The organism is Streptomyces sp. NBC_00096, from assembly GCF_045041305.1.
Taxonomy (GTDB): Bacteria; Actinomycetota; Actinomycetes; order Streptomycetales; family Streptomycetaceae; genus Streptomyces.
Genome location: NZ_CP108221.1, coordinates 6047044 through 6067176 on the forward strand (window position 1 = coordinate 6047044; position 20133 = coordinate 6067176).

The window sequence follows — 20133 nt, forward strand, 5'->3', positions numbered from 1 at the left end:
GGCCCGTACCCCCGCCGACTGGGGTACGGGCCGCAGCTCTCATGGGGGGATCCGGGGTCCCGGTCGCGGAGCGGGACTGTGGAGAGAGTGTGAACCCGCCGTCGGGGGCCGTCAAGCGTTCGGACAGCGAACGCGTGGCATCACCTGACGGCGACGATCGCCGACCCGTGGCCGAACAGCCCCTGGTTCGCGGTGATCCCGGCCCGCGCCCCCGCCACCTGCCGCTCTCCGGCCGTACCCCTGAGCTGCCAGGTCAGTTCGCACACCTGCGCGATGGCCTGGGCCGGGACGGCTTCCCCGAACGACGCCAGCCCGCCACTGGTGTTGACGGGGATCCGTCCGCCGAGCGCGGTCGCGCCCTCCCGTACGAGCTTGGCCCCCTCGCCCTCCCCGCACAGGCCGATGTCCTCGTACCACTCGAGCTCCAGGGCGGTGGACAGGTCGTAGACCTCCGCCAGCGAGAGGTCGTCGGGCCCCAGCCCCGCCTCCTCGTACGCGGCCCGCGCGATCGAGGCGCGGAAGGAGCCGGGCACGGGCGCCACGGCGGTCGTCGAGTCGGTGGCGATGTCCGGGAGGTCCAGCACCGTACGGGGATACGTGGGCGTCACCGTGGACACGGCCCGGATCCGCACCGGGTCCGCGACCCCCCGCGAGCGCGCGAAGTCCATGCTGCTCAGCACGAGCGCCGCGCCCCCGTCGGAGGTGGCGCAGATGTCGAGCAGCCGCAGTGGATCGGCGACGACGGCCGAGGCGGCCACCTCCTCGGCCGTCACGGCCTTGCGGTAGCGGGCGTTCGGGTTCAGCAGCCCGGCCGCCGCGTTCTTCACCTTGACCTGCGCGAAGTCCTCACCGGTGTCCCCGTACAGGGCCATCCGCCGACGGGCGTACAGCGCGAAGTACGCCGGGTTGGTGGCCCCCAGGACCCGGAAGCGCAGCCAGTCCGGGTCGTCCGACCGGTTCCCGCCCGCCGGGGCGAAGAACCCCTTGGGCGCGGCGTCCGCCCCGACCACCAGGGCGACGTCGGCCAGTCCGGCGAGGATCTGCGCCCGGGCCGCGCCGATGGCCTGGGCGCCGGACGCGCAGGCCGCGTACACGCTGGTCACGCGGGCGCCCTGCCAGCCCAGCGCCTGGGCGAAGGTCGCTCCGGCCACGTAGCCGGGGTAGCCCGAGCGCACGGTGTCGGCGCCGACGATGGACTGCACGTCCGTCCAGTCGAGCCCGGCGTCGGATAGCGCGGCCCGGGCGGCGGCCCGGCCGTATTCGACGAAGCTGCGGCCCCATTTGCCCCACGGGTGCATACCGGCCCCGAGGACGGCGATGTCCGCCGTGGAGCCGCTCATCCGTCCACCCCCACGGGCCGGAAGTGCCAGGTGGTCCAGGTGGTGTCCGCGTCCTCGTTCAGCACGCCGCCGACCACCTCGACCTCCGTCCCGACCGTCAGATCGGCGACGGTCACCCCGGGCGCCGCCTGCCCCAGCACGACCATCCCCTCGGCCTCCAGCTCCACGGCGACCAGGGTGTACGGGGTCCAGGGCGTGTCCGGGTCGGACACGTACGGCGCGGGCGGCCGGTACCGGCCGTCGGTGTAGGACCAGACCCGCCCGCGCGGGGAGAGCGGCGTCTCGGTGAGCTCGCCGCCGCCCGGGCAGTGCGGATTGCGGCAGTACGCGTCCTCGCGCGGGAAGAACACGGCGGCGCAGGCGGAGCACCGGGTGCCGAGCAGCCGGAAGCCGCCCTCCGCGCCCTGCGCCCCGTCCCCGGTGAACCACCCGCTGACGACGGGTGTGCGTGTGCGTTCCAAGACCCCTCCCGAAAGCAGCATCTGACGAACCGTCAGAAGTCTGTCACGGGAACACCCGGGAACGCACCCCCGGTCACCGGTTCTCGGCGAGCCACTTCCGCGCGATCTCGCCCAGCTCCGCGTCCCGCCCGGCCAGCATCATCCGGATCATCTGCGCGTCCCCGCGCAGCGACCACCCGGGATTGCCGAAGCTGGCCGGATTGTTCCCCTCGATCAGGAAGTGGGCCGGCCAGGCCGTCCCGTACCCGATGAGCGGGAGCGCGGCGAGGTAGCGCCCGCGCCCGCGCGCCAGCCCGTAGGCGGTGAGGGCGAGGCCGGTGAGGGTGCCGGTGAGGTGGACCCAGCGGGTGGCGGCGCGGGAGTGCATGGCGACGTAGTAGGGCCAGAACTCTTCATACGAACCGAAAGTCATGCGGGCACGGTACTCAGCGGTGAACGGAGGCGACAGAGACGGGAAAATCGAAGTAGGTGTCCGGGAACGCCTCCGGCCGGTACGTGAAATGCCACCACTCCTCGGGCAGGTTCACGAACCCCTGCCCGCCGAGGAGCCGCCCCAGGAGCTCCCGGTGCTCACGGGCCGCTCCCGTCACCCGGGGGCTGGCGGTGTGCGCGAGCGGATCGAAGTGGTCGAAGGGGGTCCCCATGTCGAGGGGCTCCCGGTCGAGGTCCGTCAGGGTCACGTCGACGGTGCTGCCGCGGCTGTGCCCGGACTTCTCGGCGATGTACCCCTCCGGGATCAGCCGGTCCTTCGCGACCTGCGGATAGAACTCCGCCTTCGTCCGCTGGTCCGCCCCGTCCCGGGCCCAGCGGACGAACCGGTCCACGGCCCGCTGCGGCCGGTAGCAGTCGTACACCAGGAGCGAGTACCCGCGCCGCAGCGCCTCCCGCTGCGCCCTGTGCAAGGCCCGGGCGGCGGGCCGGGCGAGCAGGCAGACGGGCTCCTCGTAGCCGTCCACGACCGCGCCGGTGAAGTTGTGCGCGGTGGCGTACCGCATCTCCTGCCCGATGCCCGGATCGACCTCCGCGAGCGCGGCGAAGCCCGGCGCCGGGGCGCCAGTGGCAGGCGCCCCCAGCACTCCCATTGCTCCCAGCACCCCGGTCCATCCCGCAACGACGGTCATCCGCATGCCCCTTGGCTTACCATCACCGCATGCCGGCCCACCTGAAGGACTCGCACTGCTCCTCCTGCGGAGCGCTGTTCGATTCGACCGACTGGCCCCGTACGTGTTCCTCGTGCGGCGCGGTCGCCTACCGCAACCCCCTCCCGGTGGCGGTCGCCCTCCTCCCCGTCGAGGACGGGCTCGGCACCGGGCTGGTGGTCATCACCCGCACCATCGAGCCCGCGCTCGGCGGCGTCGCCCTGCCCGGCGGCTTCATGGACTTCGGCGAGGACTGGCGCGAGTCGGTCGTCCGCGAACTGCGCGAGGAGACCGGCATCCACGTCCCGGCCGCCGAGGTGGTCCTCGCGGACGCGCACACCTCCCCGGCCGGCCACCTCTTGCTCTTCGGCCTGCTCCCCGTCCGCCCGGCCGATTCCCTTCCGGTGTCGGCCCCGACGGACGAGACCACGGGCTGGCACGTCCTGCGCGGTCCGGAGCGGCTGGCCTTCCCGCTGCACACGAAGGTGGCCGGGGCCTGGTTCGCAGGGAAGTACGCCTGAGCGGGCACCAGTTATAGGACCGCGCTGTTCGGAGAACGAACCCTTTACCTGCCTCTGATGGCATGCTCCGGTCAAATCTGCCAGGCTTCCCGGCAGCCGTCACCCCCGCGGCTGCCCTTCGGCGTACCCAGGCCGGCCGGGCAGTCACCGAGCAGGCCGCAATCCCGGCCGCCTCAAAGGAGTTTCGTGTGAGATCCACCCCCCACAAGGCACTCGTCGCAAGTGCTTTCGCCATCGCCGCGCTGGTCGCCGCCGCCCTACCCGTCACCTCGGCGGCAGCGGCTCCCACCGCTTGCACCCCCGCCCAGGTGGTCGCCAACGGCGGCTTCGAGAGCGGTACTTCACCCTGGAGCCAGTCCCAGACCAGCGTGATCACCAACCGGGCCGGCCAGAGCGCCCACGGCGGCACCTACTTCGGCTGGCTGAACGGCGTGGGCAGCACGCACACCGACACCCTCACCCAGAGCGTCACGATCCCCTCCGGCTGCAGCAGTGCCAGCCTCAGCTTCTGGCTGCACATCGGCACCGCCGAGACCACCACCTCGACCAAGTACGACAAGCTGACGGCGAAGATAGGCACCACGACGCTGGCGACCTACTCCAACCTCGACAAGAACACCGGTTACGCGCAGAAGACCTTCGACGTCTCCGCGTTCGCCGGCCAGACGGTCACCCTCGCCTTCACCGGCACCGAGGACTCCAGCCTGCAGACGAGCTTCGTCGTCGACGACGTAGCCCTCGACACCTCCGGCGGCACCACCCCGCCCGCGGACTCCACGCGCACCCCGGCCGCCCCCGCGTACACCGTCAACCTCAGCAGTAACGCGGCCGGCACCGTCTGGAGCGGCCACGAGAGCGCGAGCTTCACCAACGCCTCCGCCAGTCCGCTCAGCGAGGTGTACCTGCGCCTGTGGGACAACTACCACGGGACCTGCGCCGCGATGCCCATCGTGGTCAGCAACGTCACCGGCGGCACGGCGGGCGCCCTGTCCGTCAACTGCACGGCACTCAAGATCGACCTGCCGGTGCTCGCGGTCCGGGACGGAGCGGGCTGGCACCTTGATCCGTACACGAACAACGGCGAGTCGTTCTACTCGCTGGCCTCCGACTTCAACGTGACCCTGGACCACCCCACTTCCCTGCTGGTACCCGCCACGGGCGCCTCGGTCGACACCCCGGGAACCAGTGGCCGCACGGTCACCACGGCCACCGCCACCAAGGTCCGCGACTTCGCGTGGGCAGCGGGCCCGTTCAGCAAGATCTCCGGCACCTCGGCCGCAGGAACCCCCGTCAACATCTACTCCGTCTCGGGCATCAGCGCGTCCGACTCCCAGTCGATGCTCACCACCGCGAAGTCCGCCGTGGACGCCCACTCCGCCCGGTTCGGGGCCTACCCGTACGGCGAGCTGGACGCGGTGATCGACAACAACTACTGGTTCGGCGGCATGGAGTACCCCGGGTTCGTCCTCGACCTGGTCAGCACCACCGCCCTCACCCACGAGATCGCCCACCAGTGGTGGTACGGCATCGTCGGCGACGACGAGTACACCAGCCCCTGGCTGGACGAGTCGTTCACCGACTACGCCACCGACCTGGCCCAGAACAAGACCGGCGCGAGCTGCTGGAACAGCGTCTCCTGGGCCTCCTCGGCCGAGAAGATCACCAACTCCATGGCCTACTGGGACACCCACTCGTCCCGGTACTCCACTGTCGTCTACGGCTACGGCAAGTGCGCCCTGCACGACCTGCGGCGCGTACTCGGCGACACCGCCATGGCCAAGCTCCTGAAGGACTACGCCACCGCGCACTGGTACGGAGTCTCGACCACGGCCGAGTTCAAGGCGGCCGCCCAGGCCGCCACGACCACGGACCTGACCTCGTTCTGGACCACGCACCGCATCGACGGCTGACACCGGACCGGAACCCCCGCCGGAGCTCACGGGCTTCCGGCGGGGGTTCCGCGCGTCGGCCCCGCCGCCGGAGCCCCAGCCGGAGCCCCAGCTGGAACCCCCGCTGGAATCCCTCCGCTAGAGCCCGCGCACCACCACCCCCTCCACGGGCTCCCCGGCCTCGTCCTCCACCACCACCGCCCCGCCGGTCCACCGCACCGTGTACCGCTCCACCTCACCCGGCTCGAACCCCGGCCCCGGATCGCGGATCACCACCCCGCCGCCCGCGCGGCCCCGCGCCGGAGCCCACGCCTCCAGGGCCACCGAACCGTCGGCCGCCCGCACCGGCAGCAGCGAGCCGGCCCGCGCCAGCACCGGGATCCGGCCCAGCGGGGCATCCAGCAGGACCTGGCCCGGCCCCTCGTGCGCCGCGCCCGTCGCCGTGTCGTACCAGCGGCCGCGCGGCAGCCGTACCGCCCGCCGGTCCGACCCGCACTCCAGCACCGGAGCCACCAGCAGCGCGTCGCCCAGCAGGAACGCGTCCTCGCAGTCCCGCAGCGCCCGGTCCTCCGGAGACCCCCACCACACCGGGCGCACGTACGGGGCACCGGTCCGCCGCGCCAGATGGGCCAGCGTCACGAAGTACGGGCGCAGCCGCTCCCGCTCCGCCAGCACGGCCCGGGCCGCCTCCTCGGTCCCGGCCCCGAACTCCCACGGCTCCCGCCGCCCGGCCCAGATCGCCGCATGGGTGCGGAACAGCGGCAGGTACGAGCCCAGTTGCAGCCACCGCAGGTACAACTCCGGGGAAGGCGACCCCCAGAAGCCCCCGATGTCCGGCCCCGAGTACGGCACCCCGCACAGCCCGAGGCCCAGTACCAGCGCCAGCGAGGCCCGCAGGCCGTCCCAGGTGCTCTCCACGTCCCCGGACCACGTGCCCCCGTACCGCTGCATCCCCGCCCACCCCGACCGGGAGAAGAGGAACGGCCGCTCGGCCGGGCGCAGCCGCACGAGCCCCTCCCAGCCCGCCCGGGCCATCGCGAGCGCGTACACGTTGTGCCCCTCCCGGTGGTCCCCGCCGGCCCCCTCCAGCGCGTGGCGCGCCGACCGGGGGAGCGTCCGGTCGCCGAACGGGGCGAAGGAGACCGGCTCGTTCATGTCGTGCCAGACCCCGGCGAAGCCCTGCGCGAGCCGCTCCGCGTACAGGCCGCCCCACCACTCCCGCACCGCCGGATCGGTGAAGTCCGGGTAGGCGCACTCGCCCGGCCACACCTCGCCCCGCACCTCGCGCCCCGCCGCGTCCCGTACGAAGGCCCCGTGCGCGCCGACCGCCAGGCCCGCGGTGTGCACGGGGTCGCCGGCCTTCACCGCGGGGTCGACGATCGAGACCAGCCGGACCCCGGTTTCCGACAACTCCCGGGCCAGGCCCGGCAGATCGGGGAACCGCTCGCGGTCCACGGTGAAGACCCGGTGGGCGTCGTAGTGGTCGATGTCCAGATGGAGGGCCGACAGCGGCAGCCCGCGCCCGGTGTAACCCGCCACGATCCGGCGCACCTCCGCCGCGCTCCCGAACCCCCACCGCGCGTGCTGGTAGCCGAGCGCCCACTCCGGCGGTACGGCCGCCGCTCCCGTCAGCCCGGACCAGCCCTGCAGCACCCGCCCCGGCGGGCCCACCAGCACCCAGCACCGCAAGGGGCCGCCCTCCATGCGCAGTTCGCAGGAGCCCGGCCGGTCGGCCCCCGAGCCCGCGCCCTCCTCGCCCTCCCGCAACACCACCTGCCCGTCCCAGGAGTTGTCGTGGAACACCAGGTGCGTACCCGCGTCCGCGACCACCAGCTGCACCGGCATGGTGATGTACAAGGGGTCCTCGACCCGCCCGAACCCGCCCTTGGGATCGGTGTTCCAGAGCCGGTAGCTCCCGTCCCGCAGCCGCGGCCCCGCCGCCCGCCCGCCCAGCCCGAACACCCGTGCGTCCGCGGGCACCTCGCTGCGCAGCAGCCACCGGGCCCGCCCCGCACCGGCCGATCCGGTCGCGTCCTCCCCACCTCCCGCCCCGTCCGGACCGCCCGTCCCGTCCGGACCGCCCGCCCTGTCCGGACCGCCCGTCCCGTCCGGACCACCTGCACCATCCGGACCACCTGCACCGCCCACACCGCCCGCGCTGCCCGCAGCGCGTACCGGCTCCCACCAGCGCGGCGGCAGCTCCCGCCGCAGCACCGTGCCGCCGGGCGTACGCACCTCCACCGCACCGTGCCGGGACACCGCCACCGTCACGCGTTCGGACACCACCCGCCAGCCGCCCCCGGTGTCCGGTTCCAGTACGGCGCGCGGATCCGGCTCCGGACCGTCGCCCGCCACCGCGTACGAGGGTGTCGGCCCGGCCCCGTCCCAGCCCCAGAACACCGCCCCGCCCACGGCGACCCGTACCAGCAGCTCCGAACGGGTGAACCGGAGCACGCCACCGCCCGGCCGCGGCTCCGTACCGGTCAGCAGCCCCGGCACGCGCGCCCGCTCCGCGCCCCGGGGCGCGAGCCCCGCCGCGTCCACGCGCCGGTTGCGCCAGGCCGAGCGCCAGGCCCGCCGCCCCCGCTCGCCGCCGAGCTCCTTCACCGCACGCATCAGCTCACGACCGTCCATGGCGCCCACCCTGCCACCGCGACCCGGCCCAGAAGGCGCCGTTCAACTGCCGTTCACTCTCAAAAGGATCACAGCCGACCACCGATGACGGCTCTGGTGCGGATGTCGATCACATGGCATCGTCCCTGTGAGCCGCCGTGCGCACACCCCGCGCGCGATGGCACCGTACGGACACCACACGACAGCCACACGTCGCCCAGACGACAACACCACACGCCCACGAAGCGCGAGCCGCAGACGTGACCGGGAGCCGACCGATGACCGCAGCAGCCACACCGTCCGAGCCCCTCTGGTCGCCCGGCCCCGACCGGATCGCCGCGGCCCGGATCACCGCCTTCCAGGCCTGGGCGGCCGAACACCACGGCGCCCCGGCCGACGGCGGCTACCCGGCCCTGCACAGCTGGTCGGTCGACGAGCTGGACACCTTCTGGCAGGCCGTCGCCGAGTGGTTCGACGTACGCTTCACCACCCCGTACGAGGCCGTCCTCGCGGACCGGCACATGCCCGGCGCGCACTGGTTCCCCGGCGCCACCCTCAACTACGCCGAACACGCCCTGCGCGCCGCCGAGGACCCGGCGCGCGCCACCGACGCCGCGCTGCTCCACGTGGACGAGACCCACGAGCCCACCCCCGTCACCTGGGCCGAGCTCCGCCGCCAGGTCGGCGCCCTCGCCGCCGAACTGCGCGCGCTGGGCGTACGCCCCGGCGACCGGGTCAGCGGCTACCTCCCCAACATCCCCGAGGCCGTCACCGCGCTCCTCGCCACGGCCGCCGTCGGCGCCGTCTGGACCTCCTGCGCCCCCGACTTCGGCGCCCGCAGCGTCCTGGACCGCTTCCAGCAGGTCGAACCGGTGGTCCTCTTCACCGTCGACGGCTACCGCTACGGCGGCAAGGAGCACGACCGCCGGGACACCGTCGCCGAACTGCGCGCCGAGCTCCCCTCCCTGCGCGCCGTCGTCCACATCCCGCTCCTCGGTACGCCGGCCCCGGAGGGCGCCCTGGAATGGTCCGCCCTCACCTCGGGCGAGGCCGAGCCGGTCTTCGAGCCGGTCCCCTTCGACCACCCGCTGTGGGTCCTCTACTCCTCCGGCACCACCGGCCTGCCCAAGGCCATCGTCCAGTCGCAGGGCGGCATCCTCCTCGAACACCTCAAGCAGCTCGGCCTGCACTGCGACCTCGGCCCCGAGGACCGGTTCTTCTGGTACACCTCCACCGGCTGGATGATGTGGAACTTCCTCGTCTCGGGCCTGCTCACGGGAACCACCGTCGTGCTCTACGACGGCAGCCCGGGATTCCCCGACACGGGTGCCCAGTGGCGCATCGCGGAGCGCACCGGGGCCACTCTCTACGGGACCTCCGCCGCCTACGTGATGGCCTGCCGCAAGGCGGAGGTCCATCCCTCCCGCGACTTCGACCTCTCCACCGTCAAGTGCGTGGCCACCACCGGGTCCCCGCTGCCGCCCGACGGGTTCCGCTGGCTGCACGACGAGGTGGCCGAGGACCTGTGGATCGCCTCCGTCAGCGGCGGCACCGACGTCTGCAGCTGCTTCGCCGGCGCCGTCCCCACCCTCCCGGTCCACATCGGCGAACTCCAGGCCGCCTGCCTGGGCACCGACCTCCAGGCCTGGGACGCCGCGGGCAAGCCCGTCACCGGCGAGGTCGGCGAGCTCGTCGTCACCAACCCCATGCCGTCCATGCCGATCCGGTTCTGGAACGACCCCGACGGCAGCCGCTACCGCGACAGCTACTTCGAGATGTTCCCCGGAGTCTGGCGCCACGGCGACTGGATCACGATCACCGACCACGGCTCCGTCATCATCCACGGCCGCTCCGACTCCACCCTGAACCGCCAGGGCGTCCGGATGGGTTCCGCAGACATCTACGAGGCCGTCGAGCGGCTCCCTGAGATCAAGGAATCGCTGGTCATCGGCCTGGAGGAGCCGAACGGCGGGTACTGGATGCCGCTCTTCGTCCACCTCGCCCCCGGCGCCGTCCTCGACGAGGCCCTCCGCTCCCGGATCAAGGCGACGATCCGCGAGGAGCTCTCCCCCCGCCACGTCCCCGACGAGATCATCGAGGTCCCGGGCGTCCCGCACACCCTCACCGGCAAGCGCATCGAGGTCCCGGTCAAGCGCCTCCTGCAGGGCGCCCCCATGGAGAAGGCGGTCAACCCCGGTTCGGTCGACAACCTCGACCTCCTGCGCTTCTACGAGGAGCTCGCCCGCACCCGCCGCTGACCCCGGGGCCACTGTCAGTGGTCATGATTACTCTGAGTGAGCAAGTGATGACGCCACTCAGGGGGAACCATGCCACGCACGCACGACACCGGGACCGGCACCACCACGGGCCGCCCGGCCCGCACCCGCAGGCACCGCACACTGCGCCGCGAAGTCCCCGGCACCCTCGGCATCCTCGCCGACGCCGGGGACTTCGCGGCCATGCGCCGGTACCGCAGCTTCGCCTTCGACGACCACCGCGACTACCTGGACCACGTCGAGCGCCTGCTGCGCTCCCTCGCCGCCCGGGGCATCCACACCACCGTCGCCCTCTTCGACCCGCGGGAGTACGCCGAGTACTGCGCGGACCGGGGCCTGGATCCGGACACCCCAGGTGCCCGCACCCGATTCACCGCGGAACTGGCCGGCACCAGCGGCGTCCTCCCGTACGCCGGCCAGCCCGTCGACGAGCTGCTCCCGCTCCTCGTCGACGCAGCGGTCCGGCAGGCCACCCGGGAGTACGCGACCTCGCTGCTGGCCGGGGTGGGCGGCTGCGCCGACTGCGGGCAGGACATCGGGACCGCCTCCTTCGAGCGCGCCGCCGACGTGCTCGAGCACCTGGTGGCCCGGGCCGGACCGGGCCACCACCACCTGGTGTGCAGCGTCCCCGCCGAGGACGAACAGCTCGTGGCCGTGCTCCACGCCGACGCCGGAGCGGAGGGCCCGCCGCGGGTGGACGGCCGCGACGGCCTGGACTTCGTGACCGTCCTCGCCGCCGGCCTGGCCCTCGGCGGACCCGGGGGACTGGTCCTGCGCAGTACCACCGAGGGACACCGGGACCGCGTCCACGGCTGGCGCCTGGACCGCGGCCGCCTGGTACCCCTCTCGGCGGCGGCCGTCTTCAACGCCTACTGCACGGACGCCGACACCGGGGAACCCGTGGCCCCCGAACCGGGCGTCGAGTACTGCCCGGGGTACGAGGTGGACGAACCGGGCCCCCACCACTGACCCGAACGGGTGGAGGCCCCGGGACCCGCGTCCGGGAACGGCCGAGGGGCCCTCGCCACCGGCGAAGGCCCCTCGACTCGGAAACACACCGTCCGGCTACTCGCCGGACAGCACCGCCTGCGCGGCCACGCGCGCCTCGTCGGCGCTGTCCGCGGCACGCGCGGCGGCAGCCGCACGCTCGCACTGCGCGAGGGTGTACTTGGCGAGCGTCGCCCGCACGTAGGGAATCGAAGCGGCACCCATCGAAAGGGAGGTGACACCCAGACCCGTCAGCACACAGGCCAGCAGCGGGTCGGAGGCGGCTTCGCCACAGACACCACAGCTCTTGCCCTCGGCCTTGGCGGCCTCGGCCGACATGGCGATCAGGTCGAGCAGCGCGGGCTGCCACGGGTCCTGCAGCCGCGATACGGCGCCGACCTGACGGTCGGCGGCGAAGGCGTACTGCGCCAGGTCGTTGGTGCCCAGCGAGAGGAACTCGACCTCCTGCAGGATCGAGCGCGCCCGCAGCGCGGCGGAGGGGATCTCCACCATCGCGCCGAACTTCGCCTGCAGACCGGCCTCGCGGCACGCGTCCGCGAACGCCTTGGCGTCGGTCCGGTCGGCCACCATCGGGGCCATGACCTCGAGGTAGACCGGCAGCCCCTCGGCGGCCTTGGCCAGCGCGGTGAGCTGCGTGCGCAGCACGTCCGGGTGGTCGAGCAGCGAGCGCAGACCACGCACACCCAGAGCCGGGTTCGGCTCGTCGGCCGGGGTCAGGAAGTCCAGCGGCTTGTCGGCGCCGGCGTCCAGGACGCGCACGACGACACGCCCCTCGGGGAAGGCTTCGAGGACCTTGCGGTACGACTCGATCTGCTTCTCCTCGGACGGCGCGTGCTTGCTGTCGTCCAGGAAGAGGAACTCGGTGCGGAACAGGCCCACACCCTCGGCCCCGGCATCGACGGCCGCCGGCACGTCCGCCGGACCACCGATGTTGGCCAGCAGCGGCACCTTGTGCCCGTCGGACGTGGCGCCCGGACCGGACGACGCGGAGAGCGCGGCCTTGCGCTCGGCGGCCGCGGCCTGCAGCTCGGCCCGCTTCTCGGCGGTCGGCTCCACGAAAAGGTCACCGGTGCTGCCGTCGACGGCGATGACCGTACCCTCGGCGATCTCACCGGCACCCGGCAGCGCGACGATGGCCGGCACGCCCAGCGCCCGCGCGAGGATCGCGCTGTGGCTGGTCGGGCCGCCTTCCTCGGTCACGAAGCCGAGGACCAGAGCCGGGTCGAGCAGAGCGGTGTCGGCGGGAGCCAGGTCCCGCGCGATCAGCACGTACGGCTCGTCGCTGTCCGGGACGCCCGGCATCGGCACGCCGAGCAGGCGCGCGACGATGCGGTTGCGCACGTCGTCCAGGTCGGCCACGCGGCCGGCCATGTACTCACCCGCACCGGCGAGCAGGTCGCGGTAGGCGGCGAACGCGTCGTACACACCGCGCTCGGCGGTGCTCCCGACGGCGATCCGCCGGTCGACGTCAGCCATCAGCTCGGGGTCCGTGGCGATCATCGCCTGGGCCTCGAGCACGTGCTGAGCCTCGCCACCGGCCAGCTGGCCCCGGGCGATCAGATCGGCCGACACAGCTTCCACGGCCTGACGGGCGCGCCCCTGTTCACGCTCCGCCTCGTCCGCGGTGATCTGCTTCGCCGGCGGCTCGAGAACCGCCGTACCCATGTGCCGAACCTCGCCGATCGCCACACCGTGGCTCACGCCGACGCCTCGCAGCGTTGTCTCCATTTCACCCGTCTCCGATTGAGCGGCGGATGCGTCCGCCGCGTTGGATGTCCAGTTCGCCCGAGCAGGCGGAGGTGTCAGTGCCAGCCGAAGAGAACGTCTCCGACCTTCTTGTCTCCGGTCTCGACGACATTGCTGAGGGAGTCGGCAGTCGCTTCCAACGCCACGACGGGGCAGACGGGGGACTTGCCCGCGGCCTCGACCGCGGCGGGGTTCCAGCGAATGACGGACTGGCCGCGGATCACGGTGTCACCCTTGTTGACGAGCAGCTCGAAGCCCTCGCCATTGAGCTGGACGGTGTCGATGCCGAGGTGGGTGAGGACGCCGTGGCCCTCACTGTCCACTACTACGTACGCGTGCGGGTGCAGGGAGACGATCACACCATCTACGGGGGACACCGCCTCCGAGGGCTCACGCACAGGGTCAATAGCGGTGCCCGGTCCCACCATCGCGCCGGAGAACACCGGATCGGGCACTGCCGCGAGTCCGATGGCGCGCCCGGCGAGTGGGGACGTCACGTTGGTCATGGGGGCCTCCCAGGGGTGGGGCTTCTTCGTGTCGCCGTCACTACCTGTCGCGAACGGCGTACTCTTCAGAAGGATAAGTCACTAGATGTTCGGGTTCGCCCGGTGTTGGTCCCGATCCGGACTGGTCCTTCGGCACGGAGACTAGTGGACTAGACCGGTGGACTAGACCATACGCCTGAATCGATTTGCTTGGGCCCCGGTAGGCCTGTACTGTCGTGACTCCCGCCAAGAAGCTTCGTGTGAACATCTCGCGAACTGCTGATGGACGGGCATCCTCCTCTTCTTTACTGATCTTGATACTCGACTCCTTTTCGCATGCCCATTCGGCAAAGCGGTGAGTGGTCAGGGAGACGGAAAAGGACTGATAGAGTCGGACTCGCCGGAAAGGGAAAACGCGAATAGCGAAGAACCGGAAGGCGGAAAACAAGCGAGACTGACTCTGATAGAGTCGGAAACGCAAGAACGAAGGAAGCGCCCGGAGGAAAACCCGCGAGGGTGAGTACAAAGGAAGCGTCCGTTCCTTGAGAACTCAACAGCGTGCCAAAAATCAACGCCAAAAGTTGATACCCCGTCCATTTCGGTGGATGAGGTTCCTTTGAAAAAGACCTGTGAGGTCGCGGCTTCGGCTGTGATGCTTGCAGGCAATTACACAGCGAGGACGCAGTGGACGGTCGGTCTTATTCCGACATGACTGTCCCGCTCTAAGTGCGTGTGCAACCGGGCAGCTTTTAATTAAGCACAGCCGGGTAAACATTCATGGAGAGTTTGATCCTGGCTCAGGACGAACGCTGGCGGCGTGCTTAACACATGCAAGTCGAACGATGAAGCCCTTCGGGGTGGATTAGTGGCGAACGGGTGAGTAACACGTGGGCAATCTGCCCTTCACTCTGGGACAAGCCCTGGAAACGGGGTCTAATACCGGATAACACTCCTGCCTGCATGGGCGGGGGTTAAAAGCTCCGGCGGTGAAGGATGAGCCCGCGGCCTATCAGCTTGTTGGTGGGGTAATGGCCCACCAAGGCGACGACGGGTAGCCGGCCTGAGAGGGCGACCGGCCACACTGGGACTGAGACACGGCCCAGACTCCTACGGGAGGCAGCAGTGGGGAATATTGCACAATGGGCGAAAGCCTGATGCAGCGACGCCGCGTGAGGGATGACGGCCTTCGGGTTGTAAACCTCTTTCAGCAGGGAAGAAGCGAAAGTGACGGTACCTGCAGAAGAAGCGCCGGCTAACTACGTGCCAGCAGCCGCGGTAATACGTAGGGCGCAAGCGTTGTCCGGAATTATTGGGCGTAAAGAGCTCGTAGGCGGCTTGTCACGTCGGATGTGAAAGCCCGAGGCTTAACCTCGGGTCTGCATTCGATACGGGCTAGCTAGAGTGTGGTAGGGGAGATCGGAATTCCTGGTGTAGCGGTGAAATGCGCAGATATCAGGAGGAACACCGGTGGCGAAGGCGGATCTCTGGGCCATTACTGACGCTGAGGAGCGAAAGCGTGGGGAGCGAACAGGATTAGATACCCTGGTAGTCCACGCCGTAAACGTTGGGAACTAGGTGTTGGCGACATTCCACGTCGTCGGTGCCGCAGCTAACGCATTAAGTTCCCCGCCTGGGGAGTACGGCCGCAAGGCTAAAACTCAAAGGAATTGACGGGGGCCCGCACAAGCAGCGGAGCATGTGGCTTAATTCGACGCAACGCGAAGAACCTTACCAAGGCTTGACATATACCGGAAAGCATTAGAGATAGTGCCCCCCTTGTGGTCGGTATACAGGTGGTGCATGGCTGTCGTCAGCTCGTGTCGTGAGATGTTGGGTTAAGTCCCGCAACGAGCGCAACCCTTGTCCTGTGTTGCCAGCATGCCCTTCGGGGTGATGGGGACTCACAGGAGACCGCCGGGGTCAACTCGGAGGAAGGTGGGGACGACGTCAAGTCATCATGCCCCTTATGTCTTGGGCTGCACACGTGCTACAATGGCCGGTACAATGAGCTGCGATACCGTGAGGTGGAGCGAATCTCAAAAAGCCGGTCTCAGTTCGGATTGGGGTCTGCAACTCGACCCCATGAAGTCGGAGTTGCTAGTAATCGCAGATCAGCATTGCTGCGGTGAATACGTTCCCGGGCCTTGTACACACCGCCCGTCACGTCACGAAAGTCGGTAACACCCGAAGCCGGTGGCCCAACCCGTAAGGGAGGGAGCTGTCGAAGGTGGGACTGGCGATTGGGACGAAGTCGTAACAAGGTAGCCGTACCGGAAGGTGCGGCTGGATCACCTCCTTTCTAAGGAGCACAGTACCGATTGCAGACAAATGTTCTGCACGGTCAGCTCATGGGTGGAACGTTGATTAGTTGGCACGGTTTCCTTGATGGATCACGAGTACTGCTTCGGCGTGGAAAGTGACTCACTGATGGGGGATCGTGCTTGGCACGTTGTTGGGTATCTGAGGGTACGGCCGTGAGGTCATGCCTTCTGCGATGCCGGCCCCAGTGAACTTCATCTTCGGATGGGGGTGATGGGTGGCTGGTCGTTGCTTGAGAACTACACAGTGGACGCGAGCATCTGTAGGCCAAGTTTTTAAGGGCGCACGGTGGATGCCTTGGCACCAGGAACCGATGAAGGACGTGAGAGGCCGCGATAGGCCCCGGGGAGCTGCCAACTGAGCTTTGATCCGGGGGTGTCCGAATGGGGAAACCCGGCAGTCGTCATGGGCTGTCACCCACTGCTGAACACATAGGCAGTGTGGAGGGAACGCGGGGAAGTGAAACATCTCAGTACCCGCAGGAAGAGAAAACAACCGTGATTCCGGGAGTAGTGGCGAGCGAAACCGGATGAGGCCAAACCGTATGCGTGTGATACCCGGCAGGGGTTGCGCATGCGGGGTTGTGGGAATTCTTTTGATCGGTCTGCCGGCCGGTCGGCGAGTCAGAAACCGTTGATGTAGTCGAAGGACATGCGAAAGGTCCGGCGTAGAGGGTAAGACCCCCGTAGACGAAACATCAGCGGCTTGCTTAAGAATCTCCCAAGTAGCACGGGGCCCGAGAAATCCCGTGTGAATCTGGCGGGACCACCCGCTAAGCCTAAATATTCCCTGGTGACCGATAGCGGATAGTACCGTGAGGGAATGGTGAAAAGTACCGCGGGAGCGGAGTGAAATAGTACCTGAAACCGTGTGCCTACAAGCCGTGGGAGCGTCGCGCATTGAGTTTACTCAATGCGTCGTGACTGCGTGCCTTTTGAAGAATGAGCCTGCGAGTTAGCGGTGTGTAGCGAGGTTAACCCGTGTGGGGAAGCCGTAGCGAAAGCGAGTCCGAATAGGGCGATTGAGTTGCACGCTCTAGACCCGAAGCGGAGTGATCTAGCCATGGGCAGGTTGAAGCGGAGGTAAGACTTCGTGGAGGACCGAACCCACCAGGGTTGAAAACCTGGGGGATGACCTGTGGTTAGGGGTGAAAGGCCAATCAAACTCCGTGATAGCTGGTTCTCCCCGAAATGCATTTAGGTGCAGCGTCACGTGTTTCTTGCCGGAGGTAGAGCACTGGATAGGCGATGGGCCCTACCGGGTTACTGACCTTAGCCAAACTCCGAATGCCGGTAAGTGAGAGCGTGGCAGTGAGACTGTGGGGGATAAGCTCCATGGTCGAGAGGGAAACAGCCCAGAGCATCGACTAAGGCCCCTAAGCGTACGCTAAGTGGGAAAGGATGTGGAGTCGCAGAGACAACCAGGAGGTTGGCTTAGAAGCAGCCACCCTTGAAAGAGTGCGTAATAGCTCACTGGTCAAGTGATTCCGCGCCGACAATGTAGCGGGGCTCAAGCGTACCGCCGAAGTCGTGTCATTGCAGCTATAGGGCCAACGCCCGCTGTGATGGGTAGGGGAGCGTCGTGTGCCGGGTGAAGCAGCAGCGGAAGCTAGTTGTGGACGGTTCACGAGTGAGAATGCAGGCATGAGTAGCGATACACACGTGAGAAACGTGTGCGCCGATTGACTAAGGGTTCCTGGGTCAAGCTGATCTGCCCAGGGTAAGTCGGGACCTAAGGCGAGGCCGACAGGCGTAGTCGATGGACAACCGGTTGATATTCCGGTACCCGCTTTGAAACGCCCAATATCGAATCAGGCGATGCTAAGCCCGTGAAGCCGTTCCGGACCCTTCGGGGAAAGGAAAGTGGTGGAGCCGGCGGACCAGACTTGTAGTAGGTAAGCGATGGGGTGACGCAGGAAGGTAGTCCAGCCCGGGCGGTGGTAGTCCCGGGGTAAGGGTGTAGGCCGAGGGGTAGGCAAATCCGTCCCTCATATAAGGCTGAGACCTGATGCCGAGCCGATTGTGGTGAAGTGGATGATCCTATGCTGTCGAGAAAAGCCTCTAGCGAGTTTCATGGCGGCCCGTACCCTAAACCGACTCAGGTGGTCAGGTAGAGAATACCGAGGCGTTCGGGTGAACTATGGTTAAGGAACTCGGCAAAATGCCCCCGTAACTTCGGGAGAAGGGGGCCATCACTGGTGATCGGATTTACTCCGCGAGCTGGGGGTGGCCGCAGAGACCAGCGAGAAGCGACTGTTTACTAAAAACACAGGTCCGTGCGAAGCCGTAAGGCGATGTATACGGACTGACGCCTGCCCGGTGCTGGAACGTTAAGGGGACCGGTTAGTCACATTTCGGTGTGGCGAAGCTGAGAACTTAAGCGCCAGTAAACGGCGGTGGTAACTATAACCATCCTAAGGTAGCGAAATTCCTTGTCGGGTAAGTTCCGACCTGCACGAATGGCGTAACGACTTCTCGACTGTCTCAACCATAGGCCCGGTGAAATTGCACTACGAGTAAAGATGCTCGTTTCGCGCAGCAGGACGGAAAGACCCCGGGACCTTTACTATAGTTTGATATTGGTGTTCGGTTCGGCTTGTGTAGGATAGGTGGGAGACTTTGAAACCCCAACGCCAGTTGGGGTGGAGTCGTCGTTGAAATACCACTCTGGTCGTGCTGGATGTCTAACCTCGGTCCGTGATCCGGATCAGGGACAGTGTCTGATGGGTAGTTTAACTGGGGCGGTTGCCTCCCAAAAAGTAACGGAGGCGCCCAAAGGTTCCCTCAGCCTGGTTGGCAATCAGGTGTTGAGTGTAAGTGCACAAGGGAGCTTGACTGTGAGACCGACGGGTCGAGCAGGGACGAAAGTCGGGACTAGTGATCCGGCGGTGGCTTGTGGAAGCGCCGTCGCTCAACGGATAAAAGGTACCCCGGGGATAACAGGCTGATCTTCCCCAAGAGTCCATATCGACGGGATGGTTTGGCACCTCGATGTCGGCTCGTCGCATCCTGGGGCTGGAGTCGGTCCCAAGGGTTGGGCTGTTCGCCCATTAAAGCGGTACGCGAGCTGGGTTTAGAACGTCGTGAGACAGTTCGGTCCCTATCCGCTGTGCGCGTAGGAATATTGAGAAGGGCTGTCCCTAGTACGAGAGGACCGGGACGGACGAACCTCTGGTGTGCCAGTTGTCCTGCCAAGGGCATGGCTGGTTGGCTACGTTCGGGAGGGATAACCGCTGAAAGCATCTAAGCGGGAAGCCTGCTTCAAGATGAGTATTCCCACCTCCTTGAGAGGGTAAGGCTCCCAGTAGACGACTGGGTTGATAGGCCAGATGTGGAAGCCCGGTAACGGGTGGAGCTGACTGGTACTAATAGGCCGAGGGCTTGTCCTCAGTTGCTCGCGTCCACTGTGTTAGTTCTGAAGTAACGAACTGTGTCATATCCGGTTGGTTAACTTCATAGTGTTTCGGTGGTCATAGCGTTAGGGAAACGCCCGGTTTACATTCCGAACCCGGAAGCTAAGCCTTTCAGCGCCGATGGTACTGCAGGGGGGACCCTGTGGGAGAGTAGGACGCCGCCGAACAATTATTGTGGGGAAGCCCCGCACCAGCCCTTATGGGTTCGGTGCGGGGCTTTTCTGCGTTTACCGGCAGGTGGGTCGGCGTACCGGCTCCTGTAGGGTCAGGGGGCATCGTTCAACCATTTCTACAGTCACAGTGGAGGCCCCCGGGTGGAGGTCCAGGAGACTCGGGTTCAGACTGACCGAATTTTCACCATTCCGAACATCCTGAGCATGGCGCGCCTGGCCGGCGTACCCCTGTTCCTGTGGCTGATCCTGGCCGAGCACGACGGCTGGGCTCTTGCCGTCCTCATGCTCAGTGGGGTCAGTGACTACCTCGACGGGAAGCTGGCGCGGCGCTGGAATCAGATCAGCAGCCTCGGACGGCTGCTGGATCCGGCCGCAGACCGGCTCTACATCCTGTCCACGCTGTTCGGTCTCACGTACCGCGGGATTCTGCCGCTCTGGCTCACGGGGGCGCTGCTCGCGCGTGAGCTGATGCTGCTGGTCATGGTCTGGATCCTGCGCCGGCACGGCTATCCGCCGCCGCAGGTCAACTTCCTCGGCAAGGCCGCGACCTTCAACCTGATGTACGCCTTCCCGTTCCTTCTGGTGAGTACCTGGTCGGGCTGGTTGGCCTGGACGGGGTCAGTTTTCGGATGGGCGTTCGCCGGATGGGGTACAACCCTCTATTGGTGGGCAGGAGTCCTATACGTGGTTCAAGTCCGCCGGCTGGTGAAGGCGGACGCCACGGCCGATTGAGCTCGCTCGGCGCCTGACT

At 67.8% G+C, this 20133-nt stretch carries 12 protein-coding genes and 3 rRNA genes; 8 read left to right on the forward strand and 7 right to left on the reverse strand.

Annotated features, from left to right (window positions below; genetic code table 11):
* Positions 1-140: 140 nt before the first annotated feature.
* The 4 genes from OG904_RS26815 to OG904_RS26830 form a co-directional block, all read right to left on the reverse strand.
* On the reverse strand, positions 141-1340 hold the full coding sequence (locus tag OG904_RS26815) for a lipid-transfer protein (protein ID WP_405495181.1): 1200 nt from the start codon (positions 1338-1340) through the stop codon (positions 141-143).
* Positions 1337-1801 (reverse strand): Zn-ribbon domain-containing OB-fold protein, encoded by a 465-nt coding sequence (locus OG904_RS26820; protein ID WP_405495183.1) that lies wholly within the window; start codon positions 1799-1801, stop codon positions 1337-1339. Before OG904_RS26820 ends, OG904_RS26815 begins: the two co-directional genes overlap by 4 nt.
* A gap of 73 nt (positions 1802-1874) precedes the next feature.
* A complete protein-coding gene (locus tag OG904_RS26825) occupies positions 1875-2213 on the reverse strand; it encodes an Mpo1-like protein (RefSeq protein WP_405495185.1) in 339 nt (112 codons plus the stop codon).
* 13 nt (positions 2214-2226) lie between these two features.
* Positions 2227-2922, reverse strand: a complete 696-nt coding sequence (locus OG904_RS26830; protein WP_405495187.1) for a M15 family metallopeptidase — start codon at positions 2920-2922, stop codon at positions 2227-2229.
* A gap of 29 nt (positions 2923-2951) precedes the next feature.
* On the opposite strand from OG904_RS26830, the gene OG904_RS26835 reads away from it, so the two are divergent.
* Both OG904_RS26835 and OG904_RS26840 read left to right on the forward strand, forming a co-directional pair.
* Positions 2952-3461 (forward strand): NUDIX domain-containing protein, encoded by a 510-nt coding sequence (locus OG904_RS26835; RefSeq protein ID WP_405495189.1) that lies wholly within the window; start codon positions 2952-2954, stop codon positions 3459-3461.
* Between the two features lie 188 nt (positions 3462-3649).
* Positions 3650-5371 carry a M1 family aminopeptidase gene (locus OG904_RS26840; RefSeq protein WP_405495191.1) on the forward strand — a complete coding sequence of 574 codons (1722 nt, stop codon included), beginning with the start codon at positions 3650-3652 and terminating at the stop codon, positions 5369-5371.
* Between the two features lie 117 nt (positions 5372-5488).
* Here OG904_RS26840 and OG904_RS26845 read toward each other — a convergent pair whose 3' ends face one another.
* The gene (locus OG904_RS26845; protein WP_405495193.1) at positions 5489-7984 is read right to left on the reverse strand and encodes a glycoside hydrolase family 31 protein; all 2496 of its coding nucleotides are present in this window, start codon (positions 7982-7984) and stop codon (positions 5489-5491) included.
* 257 nt (positions 7985-8241) lie between these two features.
* On the opposite strand from OG904_RS26845, the gene OG904_RS26850 reads away from it, so the two are divergent.
* A complete protein-coding gene (locus OG904_RS26850) occupies positions 8242-10221 on the forward strand; it encodes an acetoacetate--CoA ligase (RefSeq protein ID WP_405495195.1) in 1980 nt (659 codons plus the stop codon).
* A 69-nt stretch (positions 10222-10290) separates the two neighbouring features.
* Positions 10291-11208: a hypothetical protein gene (locus tag OG904_RS26855; protein WP_405495197.1), complete on the forward strand. Its 918-nt coding sequence runs from the start codon at positions 10291-10293 to the stop codon at positions 11206-11208.
* Between the two features lie 96 nt (positions 11209-11304).
* Here OG904_RS26855 and ptsP read toward each other — a convergent pair whose 3' ends face one another.
* Both ptsP and OG904_RS26865 read right to left on the reverse strand, forming a co-directional pair.
* Positions 11305-12975 (reverse strand): phosphoenolpyruvate--protein phosphotransferase, encoded by a 1671-nt coding sequence (ptsP, locus tag OG904_RS26860; RefSeq protein WP_405495199.1) that lies wholly within the window; start codon positions 12973-12975, stop codon positions 11305-11307.
* A 74-nt stretch (positions 12976-13049) separates the two neighbouring features.
* The gene (locus tag OG904_RS26865) at positions 13050-13499 is read right to left on the reverse strand and encodes a PTS glucose transporter subunit IIA (protein ID WP_405495201.1); all 450 of its coding nucleotides are present in this window, start codon (positions 13497-13499) and stop codon (positions 13050-13052) included.
* Between the two features lie 753 nt (positions 13500-14252).
* Here OG904_RS26865 and OG904_RS26870 point away from each other — a divergent pair.
* The 4 genes from OG904_RS26870 to OG904_RS26885 all read left to right on the forward strand — a co-directional run bounded on the left by OG904_RS26870 (position 14253) and on the right by OG904_RS26885 (position 20114).
* Positions 14253-15777, forward strand: a 16S ribosomal RNA gene (locus tag OG904_RS26870).
* 285 nt (positions 15778-16062) lie between these two features.
* Positions 16063-19185: ribosomal RNA gene (locus OG904_RS26875) — 23S ribosomal RNA — on the forward strand.
* Positions 19186-19258: 73 nt separating this feature from the next.
* Positions 19259-19376: ribosomal RNA gene (gene rrf, locus OG904_RS26880) — 5S ribosomal RNA — on the forward strand.
* The 16S, 23S and 5S rRNA genes sit together here, the layout of an rRNA operon.
* A gap of 147 nt (positions 19377-19523) precedes the next feature.
* Entirely contained in the window at positions 19524-20114 is a 591-nt protein-coding gene (locus tag OG904_RS26885; RefSeq protein ID WP_405495203.1) for a CDP-alcohol phosphatidyltransferase family protein, read from the forward strand.
* Positions 20115-20133 lie beyond the last annotated feature (19 nt).